This is a genomic window from Microbacterium nanhaiense, from assembly GCF_014646015.1.
Classification (GTDB): domain Bacteria; phylum Actinomycetota; class Actinomycetes; order Actinomycetales; family Microbacteriaceae; genus Microbacterium; species Microbacterium nanhaiense.
Genome location: NZ_BMMQ01000003.1, coordinates 393,251 through 413,152 on the forward strand (window position 1 = coordinate 393,251; position 19,902 = coordinate 413,152).

The following is a 19,902-nucleotide window of genomic DNA, read 5'->3' on the forward strand; positions in this document are numbered from 1 at the left end:
GAACGCATGACCGAGCGCACGCTCGAGTACGACGGCGCGGCCGAGGAATGGCTCGAGGCGCTGCCCCTCGGCAACGGACGGATCGGCGTCATGGACTGGGGATCCTTCCCCGCGCGCCTCGGCCTGAACGAGGAGAGCGTCTGGTCGGGAAACCCCGGATCCGAGGAGGCTCAGCGCCGCGTGAGCGTCAAGGAGGCCCGCGAGCTCTCTGTGCGCGCACAGCGCGCCGCGATCGAGGGGCGCGCAGGCGACGCGGAGCGCGAGCTGAAGGCCGCCCAGAGCGGCCACTCGCAGGCCTACCTGCCCGTCGGCGAGCTCGTGATCGACGGCGGCCAGGAGCCGACGAGCCATCGCGCGCTGGCCCTCGCCGATGCCCTCCACACGGCGAGCGGGTCGACCATGCGCGCGGAAACCTTCGTCTCGGCCGTCCACGATGTGATCGTCCATCGCGTGAGCAGCGGGGCGGATCCCGCGTTGCGATTCGAGTCGCCGCTGCGCGTCGAAAGGCACGAGACGACCGAGTCGGGGGAGCGGTGGATCCTTCGCGCACCGATCGACGTCCCGCCCCCGCACGAGCCGCAGCTCGCGGCGGCGATCTGGCCCGACGATACCGAGGACACGGTCCGGGTCGTCGTCGAGGCCGCGTGGAGGCGCGACGGCGACGATGCGATCGTCATCGTCGCGATCGAGACGAGCTACGCCGGCCTCGGCGAGGAGCGCCTGCTCGACGTGGCCGACGCCGTCGAACGCGCCGCGCGCAAGGCGGCGGATGCGCTCGCCGCGCCGTACAGCGATCTCCGCAGGGCTCATATCAATGCGCACCGCGAACTCTTCGATAGGGCGGGCCTCGACGGATCCGCACCCGCGGGCACGATCCCGGAGCGGCTCGAGGCGGCCCGCGCGAGCGGGGACACCGCGGCGGCGGATCCGGATCTCGTGCCGCTGCTGTTCGACTACGGTCGCTACCTGCTGATCTCGGCGTCGCGGGCGCCAGGCCGGCTCCCCGCGAACCTGCAGGGCATCTGGAACAACGACCCGCGACCGCCGTGGAGTTCCGCCTACACGACGAACATCAACCTCGAGATGAACTACTGGGCGGCCGAGACGGCCAACCTCGCCGAGCTGGCGGATCCGCTCTTCGACCTCATCGCCGCGCTCGCGCGCACGGGGGAGGCCGTCGCGGCCTCGCTCGGCGCACGGGGGTGGGCGGCGCACCACAACTCCGACGCCTGGGCCTTCGCCTCGTCGGTCGGCGAGGGCCGCGCGGATCCGAAGTGGGCCTTCTGGCCGTTCGCGGGCGCCTGGCTCCTGCAGCACGTGGCGGAGCATCGCGCGTTCGGCTCGGACCGAGAGTGCGTCTCGCCGGACGTCGTGCGGGGCGCGGCGGAGTTCCTGCTCGACTGGCTCGTCGAGACGCCCGCGGGTCTCGGCACGGCTCCCTCGACCTCGCCCGAGAACACCTACCTCGACGCGGACGGAGCAGAGCGCTCGGTCGGGACCACGAGCACCATGGACCTCGCGATCACGCGCGAACTCCTCGCTTCGGTGGTCAATGACGAGCAGATCGGTGCGCGCGCCCGGGCGGCGCTCGAACGGCTGCCGGAGATCGACAGCCGCATCACCGGCGCGGGCGTGGTCGAGTGGGACCGCGAATACACCGAAGCCGACCCCCATCACCGGCACCTCAGCCACCTCTACGCCCTGCACCCCGGATCCGCCGCGAGCCCCGCCTTCGAGCGCGCCGCCGCCACGAGCCTCGACCGCCGCGGCGCCGACTCAACCGGCTGGTCGCTCGCGTGGAAGATGGCGATGTGGTCGCGGCTGCGCCGCGGTGACCGCCTCGACGAGTTGATCCAGTTGTTCCTCCGCGACGCCCGCGGTGAGGCGCGGCAGTGGTCGGGTGGTCTCTATCCGAACCTGTTCGCGGCGCACCCTCCGTTCCAGATCGATGGCAATTACGGCTTCGTGGCGGGAATCGCGGAGGCGCTCCTGCAGAGCCACCGCGGTGAGATCGAGCTCCTGCCCGCCCTGCCGTCGTCGATGCGGACGGGATCCGTGCGCGGACTCGTCGCGCGACCCGGCATCGTCGTCGACATCGAATGGTCGGAACGCAAGCTTCTGCGGGCGCGGCTCCGAGCGCGCCCGGGACGAGGCGGAACAGTGCGAGTCCGATGGGGATCCGCGATCGCTGCCGTCGACGTCGAAACGGCGGGCGACGCCATCATCACACCGAACGATTTCAACGAGGAGACCACATGACCTTCGTGCCCGACCGCCTCCTCTTCGGAGGCGACTACAACCCGGATCAGTGGGATGCCGAGACCGTGCGCGAGGACATCGAACTGATGCGGCGTGCCAAGGTCAACACCGCCACGGTGGGCGTGTTCTCGTGGTCGAAGATGGAGCCTCGGGAGGGCGTGTACGAGCTCGACTGGCTTTCCGAGATCCTCGATCAGTTGCATGCCGGCGGGATCGGCTTCTTCCTCGCCACCCCGACGGCGTCGCCGCCGCCGTGGTTCTCCCTCGCGCATCCCGATGCGCTGCCGGTGCGACCGGACGGCGTGCGTCTCTCGCACGGATCCCGAGACACCTATGCGATCAGTGCGCCCGCCTATCGCGCGGCGAGCCGGGGCATCGCCCGGGCGCTTGCGGAACGCTTCGGCGATCACCCGGGCCTCCGCGGATGGCACATTCACAACGAGTACGGCACGCTCGACTATGGTCCGCACGCTGAGCGTGCGTTCCGCGCCTGGTTGCGCGCGAAGTACGGCACTCTCGACGCGCTCAACGCCGCGTGGTGGACGGCCTTCTGGTCGCAGGGCTACGGCGCCTGGGAAGAGATCCTGCCGCCGCGTGACACGCAGTACCTGCACAACCCCGCGCAGTCGATCGACTTCCGGCGCTTCTGCTCCGACGAGATGCTCGCGGCCTATGGCGAGCAGCTCGCCGAGATCCGCGCGACGGGATCCACGGCGCCGGCAACGACGAACTTCATGCTGCCGACCTGGAATCACCTCGAGCAGTGGACGTGGTCGGACGCGCAGGACGTCGTGTCGATCGACCACTACCTCGACACCCGGGGTCCCGACGGCGAGGCCCACGTGGCCTATGGGGGAGACCTCACGCGTTCCTGGGGCGGCGGGCCGTGGCTCCTGATGGAGCAGAATGCGACGGGCATCAGCGCCGACGGCCGCTGGTACACGAAGTCGCCCGACCGCACGATCCGCAATTCTCTCGGCTACGTCGCGCGGGGATCCCAGAGCTCGCTGTTCTTCCAGTGGCGCCAGTCGGCAGGCGGCTCGGAGCAGTGGCACGGCGGTCTCGTGCCGCACGCCGGCGGATCCAGCCGCGCCTTCGCGACGATCGAGCGACTCGGTGGGATCCTCGAGTCGATCCGTGAGGTCGTCGATCCTCCCGCCGACGGCCGGCTCTCCGATGCCGAGGTCGGCATCCTGTGGCATGCCGACGGATGGTGGGCGCTCGAAACGCCGCAGATGCCGAACGACGCTCTGAGCTACTCCGACGAGGTGCGTTCGACGCACCGCGCCCTGTGGCGCTCCGGCATCGAGACCGACTTCGTTCGGCCGGGCGCGCCGATAACCCGTTATCGCGTGATCGTGGTGCCGTGCCTGTATCCGATGAGCGAGGAGACGGCCGCGTGGCTGCACGACTACGCCGCCTCGGGCGGAACCGTCGTCGTCAGCTATCTCTCCGGCGTCTCGGATGAGAACCTGCGGATCGTCGGCGGGGGCTTCCCCGGCCGCTTGCGCGACCTGCTCGGAGCCAGCAGCGAACAGATCGACGTGCTGGGACCGGGCGAGGTCGTCGACCTCGGCGACGGACTCGCGGGCACCGAGTGGAGCGAGCTGATCCACCTGCGTGGCGCTGAGGCGCTGCACGTGTACCGGAACGGGTCGATCGCCGGTCTCCCGGCGATCACGTCGAACACCGTCGGCGCGGGGCGCGCGATCTACGTGTCCACCAAGCTCGATCAGGCCTCCCGCGACCGCTTCTTCGCCGACATCGTGGCACGGGAAGGGCTGAGCGAAACGGCCCCCGGTGCCGTCGCCTCAGGCATCGAGGCCGTGCGGCGCAGGGGGCGGAGCGCCGACTACCTGTTCCTCCTGCACTACGGCGACGAGCGCGTCGTCGTCGAGGGCGAGGGTGTCGACCTCGTGTCGGGGACCGACATCGCCTCGGGTCTTGAGCTTGGCGCGGGCGAGGTCGCCGTGATTCGGGTCGATCGCGGCCGCACCGCACGGATCCGAGGGCGCCGCGCATGACGGCGGCCGCGTCCAGGGTGTGCGTCGCCCGCGAACCCCATAGAATGTAAGCGCTTCCGGAAACCTTCCGGCCGGATCACTGGAGACCCGACATGACCGACTACCGCACCGTCCCGCTCGACTTCCCGCGTGAATTCCTCATCGGATCCGCGACCGCTTCCTACCAGGTGGAGGGGGCCGCCCACGAAGACGGGCGCACCCCCTCCATCTGGGACACCTACTCGCACACCCCCGGGCGCGTGTGGAACGGCGACACGGGCGACATCGCCTGCGACCACTATCACCGGCTGGAGGAAGACCTCGACCTCATCGCGAGCCTCGGCCTCGAGGCCTACCGCTTCTCCATCTCGTGGTCGCGCGTGTTCCCGAACGCGGGCAGTGCGATGAACCCCAAGGGCATCGACTTCTATGCGCGGCTCGTCGACGGCCTGCGTGCGCGCGGTATCAGCCCGGTCGCGACCCTGTACCACTGGGATCTGCCGCAGGAACTCGAAGATGCCGGCGGCTGGGCCAACCGCGATACCTCCTATCGCTTCATGGAGTACGCCGCGCGTACCGTGGAGAAACTTGGCGACCGCGTCGACACATGGACGACCTTCAACGAGCCGTGGTGCTCCGCGTATCTCGGTTACGGATCCGGCGCGCACGCGCCCGGCCGCACGAGCGGTGCCGACGCGCTCGCCGCCGTGCACTACCTGAACCTCGCGCACGGTCTCGCGGTTCCGGAGATTCGGCGCGAGGCCACGAACGACCCCGACGTATCGGTCACCCTGAACTTCCACGTCGCTCGGGGCGAGCGCGAGGCCGCCCGGCGCGTCGAGGCGCTCGCAAACCGCGCGTTCACGAGCCCCATGCTGCTCGGCCGCTACGACGACGACCTCCTGGAGTTCACGAGCAGCGTCACGGACTGGTCGTTCGTACGGCCCGGCGACCTCGAGCAGATCCACCAGCCGCTCGATGTGCTCGGCGTCAATTACTACTCGACGGTCACGGTGCGCATGTGGGACGGGGCGGGCGAGAAGGTCCGCAACGACGGGCACAAGGACGTCGGCGGTTCGCCGTGGCCGGGGCTCGACGACGTGGAGTTCCTGCCGCAGGACGGGCCCTTCACCGACATGGGATGGAACATCGCGCCGGACGGTCTCGAGGAGCTCCTGCTGTCGCTGAAGGAGCAGTTCCCCGAGCAGCCGCTCATGATCACCGAGAACGGCGCGGCGTTCCCCGACCGGGTGACGGAGGACGACGAGGGCCGGCACGTGCACGACGAGCTGCGCACCGACTACCTCGCGCGCCATTTCGGCGCCGCCCGCCGTGCCATGGACCAGGGCGTCGACCTGCGCGGGTACCTCGTGTGGTCGTTGCTCGACAACTTCGAATGGGGTTACGGCTATTCGAAGCGTTTCGGAATCGTCCGCGTCGAATACGACACCGGCGAGCGCCTGCCGAAGGACAGCGCGTACTGGGTGCGCGAGCAGATCCAGCGCAAGAACGGCTGACGCGCAACTTTTGATTGTTAGGCGGTAAAAGCCTCTCTAGGATGAGAGCACCGCATTCCACCTCGATGAAGAGAGAGACCATGCCCGGAACACCGTCGATTGCGCTGCAGCTCTATTCCGTTCGCGAGGCCGCGGGGGAGGACCTTGCCTCGACGCTCGCGCGCGTCGCCGAGATCGGCTTCACACAGATCGAGCTGTACAACCTCGTCGGCTGGCGCGCAGAGCTCGCGAAGCACCTGGCAGACAACGGACTGACTGCGCCGACGGCTCACGCGCCGCTGTCGAACGCGAACGCCGAGGAGGCGTTCGAGGCCGCCGCCGAGCTCGGGGTGAAGACCCTCATCGACCCGATGATCGCGCCCGAGCGTTGGACGAGCCTCGACGACATCGCCCTCAACGCGGAGCAGCTCGCCGGCCACGCCGAACTCGCCCGTTCCTACGGCCTGGGCTTCGGCTACCACAACCACTTCTGGGAGGTGGAGAACACCTTCGGCGGGCGGACGGCGCTCGAGATCCTCGCAGAGCAGCTCCCGGCCGAGGCGACGCTCGAGGTCGACGCCTATTGGGCCGCGGTCGGCGGTGCCGACGTGGCCGGCCTGCTGACGACGCTCGGCGACCGCGTGCGGCAGCTGCACATCAAGGACGCGCCGGAGGCCGAGAACGGCCTGAGCAAGGACCGCTTCGACCAGCTTCCCGCGGGCCAGGGCGCCATCGCGTGGGGGCCCGTGCTCGCCGCGGCGCCGCAGGCCGAGCTGCTCGTCGTCGAGTTCGACGAGTACCGCGGCGACATCTTCGAGGGCATCGCACAGGGGCTCGCGGGCACCCGCGCCCTCCTGGAAGGGGGAGAGCGATGACGCAGCGCGCCATGGGGATCGGCTTCGTCGGGGCCGGAATGATCTCCGACACCTATCTCGAGCATCTCGCGCAGTTCCCCGAGGTCGAGGTCGTCGCGGTCGGCGACATCGACGCCGGGCGCGCGGCGGTGCAGGCCGCGAAGCACGACGTCCCGGTGTCGGGCACGCCGGACGAGGTGCTCGCGCACCCGGACGTCGAGCTCGTCGTGAACCTCACGATCCCCGCGGTGCACGCCGAGGTGTCGCTCGCCGCGATCGAGGCCGGCAAGCACGTCTGGAGCGAGAAGCCCATCGCCACGGCCTTCGCCGATGCGCAGCGGCTGCTCGCGCGCGCCGAGGAGAGGGGGCTGCGCGTCGGCATCGCCCCCGACACTGTCCTCGGTCAGGGCGTGCAGAGCGCGCTGCGCGCGATCCGCTCGGGCGTGATCGGTCAGCCGATCGCGGCCTACACGGCCATGATGACGCTCGGGCCGGACAAGTGGCACCCGAACCCGGACTTCTTCTTCCAGCCGGGCGCCGGGCCCGTCCTCGACATGGGGCCGTACTACCTCACCACGCTGGTCAACGTCTTCGGCTCGGCGGCGCGCGCATCGGCCTTCGGGCTCGCGTCGACGCCGACGCGCCGGGTCGTGGAGGGGCCGCGCGCGGGCGAGGAGTTCCCCGTTCTCATCCCCACTCACGTGAACGCGAACCTCGAGTTCGTCGACGGCGGCACCTCGTCGAGCGTCTTCAGCTGGGAGTCCTCGCTCGTGCGCATGGGCGTGGTCGAGATCACCGGCACCGAGGGCACCCTGTCGATCCCGGATCCCAACATGTTCGAAGGTCCGCTGCGGGTCATGCGTCCGGGATCCGAGCAGCGCTGGGAGGATCTGCCCGTCGAGGGCACGATCGGCGGGCGCGGCCTCGGCGTGCTCGACATGGTGCGGGGGATCCGGTCAGGCCGCCCCCACCGGGCCTCCGGTGAGATCGGCCTGCACGTGCTCGAGACCATGCTCGCGATCGAAGAATCGGTTCGCACGGGGCAGACGATCGATATCGCCAGCCGCATCGACCGTCCCGAGCCGATCCCGGAGGGGTGGACGCCCTACGAGGCGTAGGGAGCCGTCGTACCCCGCACGATGAGTTCGCTCGGCATCCGCACGTGCTCCGCGGGTGCGCCGTGGTCGATCATGCGCACGAGCAGTTCGACCGCGGCGTGCCCCATCTCGGTGAGCGGCTGGCGCACCGTCGTGAGGGGCGGATCCGTGGCCACGGCCGCGGGGATGTCGTCGAAACCGACGATCGAGAGGTCTTCGGGGATCCGGATGCCGCGCTCGCGCGCCACGGACATCGCCTCGATCGCCGACACGTCGTTGGCGGCGAAGATCGCGGTGGGGCGCTCCGGTGCGTCGAGCAGGCGCGCCGCCGCCCGCGCGGATTCCTCGGGGGAGTAGCCGCCCTGGGCGACCAGTTCCTCGTCGAGGGCGATCCCTGCGGCCGCGAGGGCCTCCCGGTAGCCGACGGCGCGCAGCCGCGCAGACTCGAGGTCGTCGCGGCCGCTGAGGTGCGCGATGCGCGTGTGTCCGAGGCTCAGCAGGTGCTCGGTCGCCCGGGCGCCGCCGCGGCGGTTGTCGACGTCGACGACGGCGGGCCCGACGGGGCCGGTGTGCGGGTCGATCGACACGATCGGCACGCCCGCGCCCGGCAGCGCGACGGTCGGGGTGACGACGATCGCGCCGTCGATGAGGGTTCCGCCGAGGCGCGACAGTGAGCGCGCCTCCCAGCCCTCGTGCGAGCCGGATGAGACGGCACCCGCGTAGGCGAGGACGTCGTAAGCGGTGCCGCTCAGCGACTCGGACACGCCGCGCAGCAGCTCGAGCGCGAAGGGTTCGAACTCCGCCACGAGCACGCCGATGACGTGCGTGCGCTGTCTGCGCATCGACGTGGCGACGAGCGAGCTGGCGTATCCGAGCTCCGAGACGACGCGCATGACGCGTTCGTGCGTCGCCGCGGCGACGCCGTAGCGCCCGTTGATGACCTTCGACACCGTGGCGACCGAGACGTCGGCGGCGCGCGCGACGTCGGTGATCGTGGCGCGCCCTCGGGGGGCGTCATCGGGGCTGCTCATAGTTCCTCCACGCTAGTCGGCAGCGGCGCGTGGCGCGGGAACCGCCGTATGTAAAACGTTATCGATAACGTTTGACATCGTGCCACACTCCTGTCAGAGTCGTACAGGCACGGCGGCCGTCCGCCCCGTGCGCACCCGCACTCAACGAGGAGAACTGCAATGAACGTGCGAAAGACCTGGCTCGCCGCACTCGCGACGGCGTCCGTCGCGACCCTCGCCCTCGCCGGTTGCTCCGGCGGGAGCGAGCCCGCCGATGACAACGCCCTCGAGATGTGGCACAACTCGACGACCGGCGACGGCAAGGCCTATTGGGACGAGGTCGCGGCCGCCTTCGAGGAGGAGACCGGCGTCAAGGTCACCATGACGTCCGTGCAGAACGAGGACATGGACGGCAAGCTCCAGACGGCGTCGAACTCGGGCGACATGCCGGACGTCTTCATGGCTCGCGGAGGCGGCAAGCTCGCCGACTTCGTCGACGCCGGCGTCGTGAAGGATCTCACCGAGCTGATCTCCGACGACGCCCACGCCGCCTATGGCGAGGCGTCCTTCAGTGCCTTCACGGTCGAGGGCGCGACCTACGGTATGCCCGTCGCCGTGCTCCCGCAGGGCATGTTCTACAGCGAAGACCTCTTCGCCGACGCCGGCATCACCGAGGAGCCCGCGACGATCGACGAGCTGAACGACGCGGTCGAAAAGCTCAAGGCGTCGGGCGTCGAGCCCATCGCCCTCGGCGCGAAGGCCGCATGGCCGGCGGCGCACTGGTACTACGGCTTCGCGCTGCGCGCCTGCGCCGAGGACGTCCTGCAGAACATCGCCGTGGATCTCGACTTCAGCGACCCGTGCTGGCTCCAGGCGGGGCAGGACCTCGTCGACTTCGCCGCGACCGAGCCCTTCAACAACGGCTTCCTCACGACCGACGCGCAGGAGGGCGCGGGATCCTCGGCGGGCCTGATCGCCAACCACAAGGCCGGCATGGAGCTGATGGGCGGCTGGAATGCGGGCGTCATCGGATCCCTCACGCCCGACGGGCAGCCGCTCGCCGATCTCGGCTGGTTCCCGCTTCCCGCAACCGACGGGGGAGCGGGCGACCCCACGGCGATGATGGGCGGCGTCGACGGCTACGCCTGCTCGGCCGACTCGCCCAGCACCTGCGAGGACTTCCTGAACTTCTTCGCTCAGGCGGAGTGGCAGGAGAAGTACGCCGACGCCTTCGACGCGATTCCCGCATCGAAGGAGGCCCAGTCGGCCGTGACCGACCCGGCCCTGCAGGAGATGATGGCGGCCTACAACGAGGCCAGCTACATCGTGCTCTGGCTCGACACCCTGCTCGGTCAGAACGTCGGCAACGCGCTCAACGCGGCCGTCGTCGAGACGCTGGCCGGATCCGGCACCGCCGAGTCGATCGTCGACGCGGCCACGCAGGCGGCGGCGCGCGGTTAAGCAATGACCGAGACTGCAACACTCGTGGCACCGGCCGGGGCGGCTCGACGCGCCCCGGCCCGGCCGGACTGGCGGAAGCGGGGTGAGATCACTCTGCTCGCGGGGCCCGCGATCATCGTCTTCGTCACCTTCGTGATCCTGCCCGTCGTGATGGCCGCCTTCTACGGCTTCTTCCGCTGGAAGGGCTTCGGTTTCCCCGACGACTTCGTCGGGCTCGACAACTACATCGCCATCCTGCAGGACCCGACCTTCCGCTCGGCGGTCGGCCACAACTTCTTCATCGTCATCGCGTCGCTGATCCTGCAGGGCCCGCTCGCGATCCTCTTCGCGCTCCTGATGAACCAGAAGATGCGCGGGCGCAGCCTCATCCGCGTGCTGATCTTCGTGCCCTACGTGATCAGCGAGGTCGTCGTCGGCACGGGCTGGTCGCTCATGCTGCAGGACGCCGGTGCCCTGAACTCGCTCCTCGAGAAGGTCGGGCTGGGGTCCTGGGTGCAGTCGTGGATCGCGAGCCCCTCCATCGCGATGGGCACGCTCATGTTCATCATCAGCTGGAAGTACATCGGCTTCGCCGTGATCCTCATGCTGGCGGGCCTCCAATCGATTCCCGAGGAACTGTACGAGGCGGCGGCGATCGACGGCGCCAGCTTCTGGCAGACCCAGTGGCGGATCACGCTGCCGCTGCTCGCGCCGACGATCCGGATCTGGGCGTTCTTGTCGATCATCGGATCGCTGCAACTCTTCGACCTCGTCAACATCATCTGGGGCCAGTACGTCGCGGCGACGGCCGGCACCTCGACGATGGCGACCTACATGTACCTGAACGGGCACCTCGCCGGAAACTACGGCTTCGGCAACGCCGTCGCGGTGCTCCTGTTCCTCATCTCGCTCGTCGTCGCCCTCGTCTACCAGCGATTCGCGCTGAATCGCGATACGGCGGGCGCGCTCACGGGCGACGGCGGAAGGAAGAAGCGATGACCGCGACCGCAACCGCGATCCGTGCCGTGCGGCCGCGCCGTGGCACGGCCCACACCGCCGGACCCTGGGTCTACCTGATGGCGACGATCCTCGTGGCGATCTGCATCGGACCGGTGCTGTACGTCATCATCGGCGGCTTCCGCACGAACGCGCAGATCACGCAGGATCCGTCAGGCTGGCCCTCGCCGTGGGTGCTCGGCAACTACGGCGATGTGCTCGCGAGCGGCGAGTTCTGGCTCGCAATGGGCAACTCCACGATCTCCGCGGGCGTCACGACGATCGGAACGGTCGTGCTCGGCGTCATGGCGAGCTACGTCATTGCGCGCTACGACTTCCTCGGCAAGGGAGCGATGTACTCGCTCTTCGCGGCGGGCCTGATGTTCCCCGCGACCGTGGCGATCACGCCGCTGTACCTGCTGATCCGCAACCTCGGCCTCGTCAACTCGCTCGGCGGCATCATCCTGCCGCAGATCGCGTTCGCGCTGCCGACAACGATCATCATCCTCGTCCCCTTCCTCCGGGCGATTCCGAAGGAGCTCGAGGAGGCCGCCGCGATCGACGGCGCGAGCCGTCTCGGCTTCTTCTGGCGCATGGTCATTCCCCTGAGCCTGCCCGGGGTCATCACGGTCGCGATCCTCTGCTTCGTCACGACCTGGAACGGGTACATCCTGCCGCTGTTCATCCTGAGCGACCAGTCGCTCTTCACACTGCCGCTCGGCGTGCAGAACTTCGCCTCGCAGTACTCGGTCGACACTGCCCGGGTCCTCGCCTACACCTCGCTGTCGATGATCCCCGCGCTGGTCTTCTTCAGCCTCTTCGAGAAGCGCATCGTCGGCGGCCTCACCGGCGCCGTGAAGGGATAGTCCAGTGACCGTATCGACCCGCGTGCAGGATCTGCTCGCACGGATGACGCTCGACGAGAAGGTCGCGCAGCTCGTCGGGTTCTGGCTCGACCAGGACGGTGAGGTCGTGGCGCCGCTCGCCGACGAGATGGCGACCGCCGACGGGCGCTCCCTCGCAGACATCACCCGCCACGGCATCGGGCACTTCACCCGCGTCTACGGCACCCGACCGGTGGATCCGGCGGCGCGCGCCGCGTGGCTCGTCGACGAGCAGCGGCGGCTCGTGCGCGAGACGCGGCTCGGGATCCCCGCACTCGTGCACGAGGAGTGCCTGACGGGGCTCGCGGCGTGGAAGGCCGCGACCTTCCCGACGCCGCTCGCCTGGGGCGCCTCCTTCGACGCGGCCCTGGTCGAGGAGATGGCGACGTCGATCGGCGAGTCGATGCGCCGACTGGGCGTGCACCAGGGGCTCGCGCCCGTGCTCGACGTCGTCCGGGATCCGCGGTGGGGTCGCGTGGACGAGTGCATCTCCGAGGATCCGTACCTCGTAGGCACGGTCGGAACGGCGTACGTGCGCGGCCTGCAGGCGGCGGGCGTGCACGCGACGCTGAAGCACTTCCTCGGCTATTCGGCCTCGCAGGCCGGTCGCAACCACGCGCCTGTGCACGCCGGTCCGCGCGAGATCGCCGATGTGTTCCTGCCTCCCTTCGAGATGGCGCTGCGCGACGGCGGGGCGAAGAGCGTGATGAACAGCTACACCGAGATCGACGGGGTACCCGTCGCCTCCTCCCCGGAGCTGCTCACCGATCTGCTGCGCGGTGAACTCGGATTCGAGGGGGTGGTGGTCGCCGATTACTTCGCCGTCGCGTTCCTGGAGAAGACCCACGCGCTCGCGGCGGACCGCGGGGAGGCCGCGGCGCTCGCGCTCGCCGCGGGCATCGACGTCGAGCTGCCGTCGGGCGACGCGTACCTCGAGCCCCTGATCGAGAAGGTGCGGGCGGGCGAGGTGCCCGAATCTCTCGTCGATCGCGCCGTGCTGCGCGTGCTCGCGCAGAAGGAGGAGCTCGGTCTGCTCGATGCCGAAGCCTTCGACGCCGACGCCCCCGCGACGATCGACCTCGATACCCCGCGCCATCGCGACATCGCGCGCCGGCTCGCCGAGGAGTCGGTCGTGCTTCTCGCCAACGACGGTGCGCTTCCGCTCGCGCCGGGCGCGCGCGTCGCCGTCATCGGTCCGAACGCCGACCGCGCCGAGGCCCTGCAGGGGTGCTACTCGTTCGCCAACCACGTGCTGGCTCATCACCCGGGCACCCCGATCGGTGTCGAGATGCCGACCGTTCGGGAGGCGCTCGCCGGTGCCTTCGAGGTCGAGTACGCGCTCGGCTGCGAGGTCGAGGGCACCGACCGCTCGGGATTCGCCGAGGCGGAGGCGGCCGCATCGGCGGCCGATGTGGCGGTCGTCGTCGTCGGAGATCAGGCGGGACTCTTCGGGCGCGGCACGGTCGGCGAGGGAAACGACGCGGAGTCGCTGGATCTGCCTGGCGTGCAGCGCGAACTCGTCGAACGACTCGTCGCAACGGGCACGCCGGTTGTCATGGTGCTGTTGACGGGCCGTCCCTACGCGCTCGACTGGGCGCTCGGCGCGGGTGGGCCCGCTGCCGTCGTGCAGGCGTTCTTCCCCGGAGAGGAGGGCGGAAGCGCCCTCGCGCGGATCCTCTCCGGTGCGGTCTCGCCCTCGGGGCGCCTCCCCGTCAGCCTGCCTCGATCGGCCGGCGCGCAGCCCTATGGCTACCTCCATCCGCCGCTCGCCGGGCCGTCCGGGGTCACGTCGACCGACTCGACTCCTGTGCGACCGTTCGGCTTCGGCCTGTCCTACGCCTCCTTCGAGTACTCGGAGTTTGCCTGCTCGGTCGCGGAGTCGATCACGGCGCGTGTGACCGTGACGAACACCTCGGACGTGGCGGGCGTCGAGGTCGTTCAGCTCTATGGGCACGACGTGGCCGCCTCCATCACGAGGCCCGTGGCACAGCTGCTCGGCTTCGCGCGCGTGCCGCTCGACGCCGGAGAGTCGCGCGTCGTCACCTTCGACGCGCCGCTGTCCCGCTTCGCGTTCCATGACCGCTCCATGGAGCGCGTGGTCGAGGCGGGCGCGGCCGAGGTGTGGATCGGCTCCGACGCGGCGACGGATGCGATCCCGCGCGTCACGATCGAGCTCCCGCAGCGCGCCATCACGGCAGCGGATCGACGGCTCGTCGAGGTGACGCTGTCCGAGGCGCGCTGACCCCCGGGGCGCCGCCGCACGGGCGGCGCCCCGGGCCGCGATAAGCTTTCGCTCACAACCAAAGGGAGAGCGATGGCGAGCGGATCGAGTGTCGAGGGCGTGCGGCGTGCGAATCTCGGGGCGATCCTGCGTCTCGTCCACCACCTCGGCCCGCTTTCGCGGGCGCGGCTCACGTCCGAGACGGGACTGAACCGGTCCACGATCGGCGGCCTGGTCACGACGCTCGCCGAGCACGGTCTCGTCCGCGAGCAGGATCCGGATCCCACGCGCCGCGTCGGGCGACCCTCGCCGACCGTCGTGCCGACCGACGACGTCGTCGCGATCGCCGCGAACCCCGAGGTCGACGCGCTCGAGATCGGCATCGTCGGCTTCGGCGGGCGCGTCCGCCAGCGCGTGCGGCTCGATACGGACTCCGTGCCGAGCCCCGAGGAGACCGCAGAGCGCATCGCGCTGGCGATCGACGGCTGGTCGGCGGGCGCGCTGCGCGGCGCCCGGATCCTCGGGATCGGGATCGCCGTGCCGGGCCTCGTGCGGGCCGCCGACCGGATCGTGCGAAACGCCCCGCATCTCGGGTGGCGGGACGTCGACCTCGCGCGCATGGTGACGGAGCGGACGGGCCTGGTCGCGGAGGTCGGCAACGACGCCTCGCTCGGAGCCGTCGCCGAGTGGGTGTTCGGTGCCGCGCGTGGGCACGACGATGTCGTGTACCTCAACGGCGGTGCGAGCGGCATCGGTGGGGGCGCCATCCTGGGCGGTGTGAGCGTCGGCGGTGTCAGCGGCTATGCCGGCGAGTGGGGCCAGAACCGGCCGAGCGTCGACGACGCCATCGACCGATGCGTCCCCGGCGGCACGCTCGAGGACGAGGTCAATCGCGGCCGGCTCTTCGACGCCTACGGAGTGAGCGACGATCCGTCGCTTGCCGCGGGCCTCGCCCGGCTGCTGTCGGCCGAGGCCTCGCGGCAGCGGCGGATCCTCGCGTCGACGCTCGCGAACGCGGCGAACACGCTGAACCCCTCGCGGATCGTGCTCGGCGGTTTCCTCGCCGCGCTGCGCGAGGCGGACGCCCGTGCCTTCGACGAGTCGGTGCGGGGGCAGATGCTGGCCGCACCCGCGGAGGACCTGACGCTCGCGCCGGCCGCGCTCGGCGCCGATCGCCTGCTGATCGGGGCCGCCGAGCTCGTCTTCGAAAGGCTGCTCGCGGATCCGGTCGTCTGAGCGTCTTCTGCCGCGGACGAACCGAGAGCTCGCGGTCGACGCGAAACGGCGTCACCCGCGGCGATCGGCGGAGGAGCGGTTCAGACGCCGGCGACCACCGCGTTGTCGAGCTGGTCGGTGTCCGCGCCGACCCGGCCGGCCTTGGCGGTCAGCAGCACCCAGGCGACGCCGTGCTCGGGGTGCACGTAGAACTCGGTACCGGCCCATCCGCCGTGCCCGAATCCATCCGTCGAGATGAGCCCCGGCGCGCGGTTTCGGAGGTTGACGGTGAAGCCCCAGTCCTGTCCGCGCTCCAGGGGATACGGCTCCAGGCGGGCCATGCCCTGGGTCACGGGTCGCCGCATGAAGTCGAGCCCCGCGGGCGTCAGCACGCCGGGCGTGCCGTCCCGGAGGGTGCGTAGCAGGTCGGATCCGAGCAGCAGCAGGTCCTCGGCGCGCGCGAACAGTCCCGCGCCCGGGTCGCGGTTGGCGACGAACTGCTCGACGTCGAGACCGGCCTCCCGGGCGCCCTCGACGGGCACGTGCTCGTCCGGATCGAGGGTGAGGCCGTCTGCCCCGATCGTCGATGCCCACTCGGCCACGCCCGCATCCCACGCCTGGCCCGTCGCATGCTCGTAGAGCGCGGCGATGCCGGTGTAGGCGAGGGTGGAGTAGCGAGAGGCCGTGCCGGCACGGAAGTCGCGGCCGCGCGTGACGAGCTCCTCGGCGAGCGGGACCGCCGTGTCGAGCGGCGGCTCCGAGATGCCGGAGGAGTGGCTGCCGAGGTGCCACAGGCGCACGATGTCGTCGCGCGTGCTTCCGAACCCGGGAACGGCGTCCGCGAGGGGAGTGTTCGGGGTCAGCAGCCCCCGCTCGATCGCGCGCGTCGCCGTGATGCCGGTCAGGATCTTGGTGATCGAGAACAGGGGATAGCTCGCGTCGACGGGCACGCCGCCGAAGCTGTCGAGCGCGACCGTGCCGTCGGCGTCGGCGATCCCGAGCACGGCGTTTGGCAGTCGGCCATCGCCGACGTGCCGCCGGGCCCAGTCGAAGGCGGCGGTGTATACGGTCATGATGTCTCCGGTGACGACAACGGGGGCGGGCTCAGCGGAAGCGGATGCCCAGCCCCAGCGTAGGGCCACCCGACGCGACGCCGTCGGCGATCGTCAGGCCCGTCGGCTCGACGAGGGCGCCGAGCTGGGCGAAGCCCGCGTCCTCGACGTCCTCCACCCAGGTCGCGAGCGGCAGCGCGTACGCCAGCTGGCTCGACAGTTCCGGAAGCAGGTGCGGGGCGAGCCCGACGCCACGATCCGCCGCGAGCGCCGCAATCTCGCGGAACGGCGTGATGCCGCCCACCCGCACGATGTTCGGCTGGATCACGTCGACCGCGCCGGCATCGATCGCGTCGCGGAACTGGTACACCGTGTGGCGGTTCTCGCCGAACGCGATCGGCACATCGATGCGCCGGCGCAGTTCCGCGTGGCCGGCGATGTCGTCGGCGCGAAGCGGTTCCTCGATCCAGGCGGGCTCGAACGGAGCGAGCTGCGCCATCGCGGCGGTCGCCTTCTCGAGGTCCCAGCGCTGATTCGCGTCGATCATGAGGGTGCGGTTGGGGCCGAGCACCTCGCGGACCGCCGCGACACGCTCGACGTCGCGGGCGATGTCGGGGCTGCCGACCTTGAACTTCACGGCCTGGAATCCGTCACTCACCCAGCGTTCCGCCTGGGCGACGAGCTCGTCGAGGGTGTAGTGCAGGTTGACCCCGCTGCCGTATGCCGGAAGCGAGGTGTGCCTGCGGCCGATGAATTCGGTGATCGACTGTCCCGCGCGGCGCGCCTGCAGATCCCACAGCGCCAGGTCGAGACCCGCGAGCGCGATCGTCGTGATGCCGCCGCCGCCCGCCTCGTGCAGGTGGGTCCAGGCGCTCGTCCAGATCTGCGGATCCGCGTCCTTGCCCAGCGCGAAATCGGTGATGTCGTGCGCGAGCAGCTGGTGCACGGCGTGCGCGCCGATCGTCGGCGTCCACGAGAAGCCGAAGCCCGTCGCGCCGTCCGAGTCGGTGACGATGACCTCGATCACGTGGATCTCGGTCACGTCGGCGCCCCAGGGGCGCGACAGCGGGATCCGGATCAGGCGGGTATCGACGGCGGCGATCGTCGCGCTCACGCGACCGCCTCCTCGCGCACGAGCTCGTCGCGCCACAGACGCGTCGCGCGCCAGCCGAGCAGCGTCGCGGCGTTCTCGCTCGAGAACATCGACTGCGTGCCGGACAGCTGCTCGGCGGCGCCGGCCGCGGCCGGCAGATACTGGCGGATCCCGTCGGCCGTGTCGCCGTCGTACAGCGCGTCGGGCGCGCCGACGAAGAAGGTCGAACCGTTGGGGACCTCGTCGGCCTTCCGGATCCACGCGTCGACGAAGGCACCCGCGTCGCGCGCGTCGACGTAGTTGAACAGCGCCACGGCCGACAGCTCGGGGTTCGCGATGCGTTCGGCGACCGTGTGGCCCTGCTGCGTCGGCGCGCCGGCCCATTCCTCGGGGGCGATCACGTAGCAGGGGCGGAAGGCGCCGAAGCGCATGCGGTGACCGTGTTGGCGCACGGCCATCTGCACGATCTGCTCCATCGCGACCTTCGACGTCCCATACCCGTTCCAGGGCGCCGTCGGGTGCTTCTCATCGAGCGGCAGGTACTGCGGCTCCCATCCGCTCGGCGAACCGTAGCCCATGACGGTGGGGCTCGACGCGAGCAGCATCTTCCGCACACCCGCGTCGAGCGAGGCCTGCAGCACCGACCACACGAGCTGCGTGTTGATCCGGTAGATGTCGGGATCCGGCAGCGCGCCGGGCACCGCGATCGCCGCGAGATGCACGACGGCGTCGGGCGCGATCTCCGCGAATGCCGACGACGCGGCCTCGAGGTCGAGCAGGTCGACCGCGATCTGCTCGGCGGGCAGCCCCTCGAGCGTCGCCTGATCGATCGAGACGACCTCGTGCCCGGCCTCGGCCAGGGCGGCCACGACGCTGCGGCCGAGCCGGCCCGCGCCTCCCGTCACGACGACGCGGCTCATTTCGATTCTCCGTTCAGGGCGCGGGCCGCGGGGCCCAGGTCGAGGTCGGCCACGCGCACGGCCTGACTGGTCTCGAGCGAGAGGTTGCCCGCGACGCCGACGACGACGCTGCGCACGCCGTCGGTCCAGTCGGCGGTGAAGCCCAGCGGATCCTCCGCCGCGCCGTAGAAGACATCATTCAGCAGTTTCTTGTCGCCGCCGCCGTGGCCGCCCTCGCTGTTGACGATCTCGATCTCGTAGGCGGGCTGGAAGTGCTTCTGCACGACGAGCTTCTCGAACTCGGGGCGCGTGTCGTTGCTCTCGACGTCGTCCGGGTTGGCGCTCGGGTCGACGACCGTGCCGCCGGACTTGCTGCTGTGCACCATGCCGCGCTCGACGACCGTCAGCTCGGCGCGCCCCTTCGTGCCGTTGACGGCGACCGTGTAGCCCTCCCACGGCGAGTGGGCGTTGAGCGAGTAGCTCATGGTGGGGCCGCCGACGTAGTCGACGACGAGCGAGAGGTTGTCCTCGATCGAGATGTTCTCATCGAACACGTCGCGGTCGCGGATGTAGCCGTCGTGGCCCTCGTTGTCGAAGTAGAGGCCCTTGAGCTTCTCGTCGGCGCGCATGTCGAGGCTGAACGCGTCGGTGCGCGGGTCGTCGACGGATCCGCGGCTCGCGCGCTCACCGAGGCCGCGACGGGCCGCGTTCTCGGCACCGTAGAAGCGCAGACCGCCGGACGCGTACACGCGCGAGGGCACGTCGTCGATCCACCAGTTGACGAGGTCGAAGTGGTGGCTCGACTTGTGGATCAGCAGTCCGCCCGAGTGCTCCTTCTCGCGGTGCCAGCGCCGGAAGTAGTCCGCGCCGTGGGCAGTGTCGAGCACCCACTCGAAGTGAACGCTCGTGACCTCGCCGATCTCGCCGGACGCGATGACCTTCTTCAGCTCGGCGTTGCGGGGCGAGTAGCGGTAGTTGAAGGTGATGGTGACCTTGCGGCCCGTGCGTTCGGCCGCCTCGGCGATCGCGCGGATGCCCTCCTCGTTGATCGTGAGGGGCTTCTCTACGATGGCGTCCGCACCGGCCTCGAGCGCGGCGACGACGTACTTCGCGTGGAGGTAGTCGGGCGTCGTCACGATGACGGCGTCGATGTTCTCCTCCGCGACGATGGCGTCGAGGTTCTCCGGGTCGAAGCGGCGCGGCTGGCCGATGCCGGGCGAGGTCTTCTCGTGCCAATCCTGGCGGCCCGGGTTGGTGTCGGCCCAGGCGACGAGCGTGCCGGCGTCGGCGTGGCTGTCGGCGAGCGCGCCGATGTACATGCCGGCGCGTCCGCCGGTACCGATGAGTGCAAAGCGACGAGTCATGCGAATCTCTCCAGGGGGA

The 19,902-nt window shown here is 70.2% G+C and carries 15 protein-coding genes; 10 read left to right on the plus strand and 5 right to left on the minus strand.

All coding sequences use genetic code 11. The annotated features are described in order from the left end of the window. Nucleotides 1-6 precede the first annotated feature (6 nt). The 5 genes from IEX05_RS07490 to IEX05_RS07510 all read left to right on the plus strand — a co-directional run bounded on the left by IEX05_RS07490 (nucleotide 7) and on the right by IEX05_RS07510 (nucleotide 7,730). Nucleotides 7-2,259, plus strand: coding sequence for a glycosyl hydrolase family 95 catalytic domain-containing protein (locus IEX05_RS07490; RefSeq protein WP_188700736.1), 2,253 nt, complete (start codon nucleotides 7-9; stop codon nucleotides 2,257-2,259). Then, on the plus strand, nucleotides 2,256-4,283 hold the full coding sequence (locus tag IEX05_RS07495) for a beta-galactosidase (RefSeq protein ID WP_188700737.1): 2,028 nt from the start codon (nucleotides 2,256-2,258) through the stop codon (nucleotides 4,281-4,283). The genes IEX05_RS07490 and IEX05_RS07495 overlap by 4 nt, the downstream gene beginning before the upstream one ends. A 92-nt stretch (nucleotides 4,284-4,375) precedes the next feature. After that, complete coding sequence (locus tag IEX05_RS07500) at nucleotides 4,376-5,779, plus strand: GH1 family beta-glucosidase (protein ID WP_188700738.1); 1,404 nt, start codon at nucleotides 4,376-4,378, stop codon at nucleotides 5,777-5,779. A gap of 80 nt (nucleotides 5,780-5,859) precedes the next feature. Then, nucleotides 5,860-6,633 carry a sugar phosphate isomerase/epimerase family protein gene (locus IEX05_RS07505; protein ID WP_188700739.1) on the plus strand — a complete coding sequence of 258 codons (774 nt, stop codon included), beginning with the start codon at nucleotides 5,860-5,862 and terminating at the stop codon, nucleotides 6,631-6,633. After that, nucleotides 6,630-7,730: a Gfo/Idh/MocA family protein gene (locus tag IEX05_RS07510; protein WP_188700740.1), complete on the plus strand. Its 1,101-nt coding sequence runs from the start codon at nucleotides 6,630-6,632 to the stop codon at nucleotides 7,728-7,730. Before IEX05_RS07505 ends, IEX05_RS07510 begins: the two co-directional genes overlap by 4 nt. Here the strand turns inward: IEX05_RS07510 and IEX05_RS07515 are convergent. Further along, complete coding sequence (locus tag IEX05_RS07515; RefSeq protein ID WP_188700741.1) at nucleotides 7,718-8,740, minus strand: LacI family DNA-binding transcriptional regulator; 1,023 nt, start codon at nucleotides 8,738-8,740, stop codon at nucleotides 7,718-7,720. The two genes, IEX05_RS07510 and IEX05_RS07515, sit on opposite strands and share 13 nt — an antisense overlap. 159 nt (nucleotides 8,741-8,899) lie before the next feature. On the opposite strand from IEX05_RS07515, the gene IEX05_RS07520 reads away from it, so the two are divergent. The 5 genes from IEX05_RS07520 to IEX05_RS07540 all read left to right on the plus strand — a co-directional run bounded on the left by IEX05_RS07520 (nucleotide 8,900) and on the right by IEX05_RS07540 (nucleotide 15,496). Then, nucleotides 8,900-10,180 carry an ABC transporter substrate-binding protein gene (locus tag IEX05_RS07520; protein ID WP_188700742.1) on the plus strand — a complete coding sequence of 427 codons (1,281 nt, stop codon included), beginning with the start codon at nucleotides 8,900-8,902 and terminating at the stop codon, nucleotides 10,178-10,180. A gap of 3 nt (nucleotides 10,181-10,183) precedes the next feature. Next, nucleotides 10,184-11,158, plus strand: coding sequence for a carbohydrate ABC transporter permease (locus tag IEX05_RS07525; RefSeq protein ID WP_188700743.1), 975 nt, complete (start codon nucleotides 10,184-10,186; stop codon nucleotides 11,156-11,158). Further along, complete coding sequence (locus tag IEX05_RS07530) at nucleotides 11,155-12,021, plus strand: carbohydrate ABC transporter permease (protein WP_188700744.1); 867 nt, start codon at nucleotides 11,155-11,157, stop codon at nucleotides 12,019-12,021. The genes IEX05_RS07525 and IEX05_RS07530 overlap by 4 nt, the downstream gene beginning before the upstream one ends. A gap of 43 nt (nucleotides 12,022-12,064) precedes the next feature. Continuing rightward, nucleotides 12,065-14,281, plus strand: a complete 2,217-nt coding sequence (locus tag IEX05_RS07535) for a beta-xylosidase/alpha-l-arabinosidase (protein WP_188700812.1) — start codon at nucleotides 12,065-12,067, stop codon at nucleotides 14,279-14,281. A 72-nt stretch (nucleotides 14,282-14,353) separates the two neighbouring features. After that, nucleotides 14,354-15,496, plus strand: coding sequence for an ROK family transcriptional regulator (locus tag IEX05_RS07540; protein ID WP_188700745.1), 1,143 nt, complete (start codon nucleotides 14,354-14,356; stop codon nucleotides 15,494-15,496). Nucleotides 15,497-15,576: 80 nt separating this feature from the next. Here the strand turns inward: IEX05_RS07540 and IEX05_RS07545 are convergent, their stop codons facing one another. The 4 genes from IEX05_RS07545 to IEX05_RS07560 are packed head-to-tail and all read right to left on the minus strand — an operon-like array spanning nucleotide 15,577 to nucleotide 19,883. After that, entirely contained in the window at nucleotides 15,577-16,548 is a 972-nt protein-coding gene (locus IEX05_RS07545) for a serine hydrolase domain-containing protein (RefSeq protein WP_188700746.1), read from the minus strand. Nucleotides 16,549-16,579: 31 nt separating this feature from the next. Beyond that, a complete protein-coding gene (locus IEX05_RS07550; protein ID WP_229661179.1) occupies nucleotides 16,580-17,641 on the minus strand; it encodes a mandelate racemase/muconate lactonizing enzyme family protein in 1,062 nt (353 codons plus the stop codon). Further along, nucleotides 17,638-18,540: an NAD-dependent epimerase/dehydratase family protein gene (locus IEX05_RS07555; protein ID WP_188700747.1), complete on the minus strand. Its 903-nt coding sequence runs from the start codon at nucleotides 18,538-18,540 to the stop codon at nucleotides 17,638-17,640. Before IEX05_RS07555 ends, IEX05_RS07550 begins: the two co-directional genes overlap by 4 nt. Beyond that, nucleotides 18,537-19,883 (minus strand): Gfo/Idh/MocA family protein, encoded by a 1,347-nt coding sequence (locus tag IEX05_RS07560; RefSeq protein ID WP_188700748.1) that lies wholly within the window; start codon nucleotides 19,881-19,883, stop codon nucleotides 18,537-18,539. Before IEX05_RS07560 ends, IEX05_RS07555 begins: the two co-directional genes overlap by 4 nt. Between the last annotated feature and the right edge of the window lie 19 nt (nucleotides 19,884-19,902).

What these genes read in the sequence shown, in the direction of transcription:
- IEX05_RS07520 (WP_188700742.1), top strand. Translation starts at nt 8,900, where the DNA reads ATGAACGTGCGAAAGACCTGGCTCGCCGCACTCGCGACGGCGTCCGTC.
- IEX05_RS07495 (WP_188700737.1), top strand. Translation starts at nt 2,256, where the DNA reads ATGACCTTCGTGCCCGACCGCCTCCTCTTCGGAGGCGACTACAACCCG.
- IEX05_RS07540 (WP_188700745.1), top strand. Translation starts at nt 14,354, where the DNA reads ATGGCGAGCGGATCGAGTGTCGAGGGCGTGCGGCGTGCGAATCTCGGG.
- IEX05_RS07505 (WP_188700739.1), top strand. Translation starts at nt 5,860, where the DNA reads ATGCCCGGAACACCGTCGATTGCGCTGCAGCTCTATTCCGTTCGCGAG.
- IEX05_RS07500 (WP_188700738.1), top strand. Translation starts at nt 4,376, where the DNA reads ATGACCGACTACCGCACCGTCCCGCTCGACTTCCCGCGTGAATTCCTC.
- IEX05_RS07515 (WP_188700741.1), bottom strand. Translation starts at nt 8,740, where the DNA reads ATGAGCAGCCCCGATGACGCCCCCCGAGGGCGCGCCACGATCACCGAC.
- IEX05_RS07535 (WP_188700812.1), top strand. Translation starts at nt 12,065, where the DNA reads ATGACGCTCGACGAGAAGGTCGCGCAGCTCGTCGGGTTCTGGCTCGAC.
- IEX05_RS07555 (WP_188700747.1), bottom strand. Translation starts at nt 18,540, where the DNA reads ATGAGCCGCGTCGTCGTGACGGGAGGCGCGGGCCGGCTCGGCCGCAGC.
- IEX05_RS07525 (WP_188700743.1), top strand. Translation starts at nt 10,184, where the DNA reads ATGACCGAGACTGCAACACTCGTGGCACCGGCCGGGGCGGCTCGACGC.
- IEX05_RS07530 (WP_188700744.1), top strand. Translation starts at nt 11,155, where the DNA reads ATGACCGCGACCGCAACCGCGATCCGTGCCGTGCGGCCGCGCCGTGGC.
- IEX05_RS07510 (WP_188700740.1), top strand. Translation starts at nt 6,630, where the DNA reads ATGACGCAGCGCGCCATGGGGATCGGCTTCGTCGGGGCCGGAATGATC.
- IEX05_RS07545 (WP_188700746.1), bottom strand. Translation starts at nt 16,548, where the DNA reads ATGACCGTATACACCGCCGCCTTCGACTGGGCCCGGCGGCACGTCGGC.
- IEX05_RS07560 (WP_188700748.1), bottom strand. Translation starts at nt 19,883, where the DNA reads ATGACTCGTCGCTTTGCACTCATCGGTACCGGCGGACGCGCCGGCATG.
- IEX05_RS07490 (WP_188700736.1), top strand. Translation starts at nt 7, where the DNA reads ATGACCGAGCGCACGCTCGAGTACGACGGCGCGGCCGAGGAATGGCTC.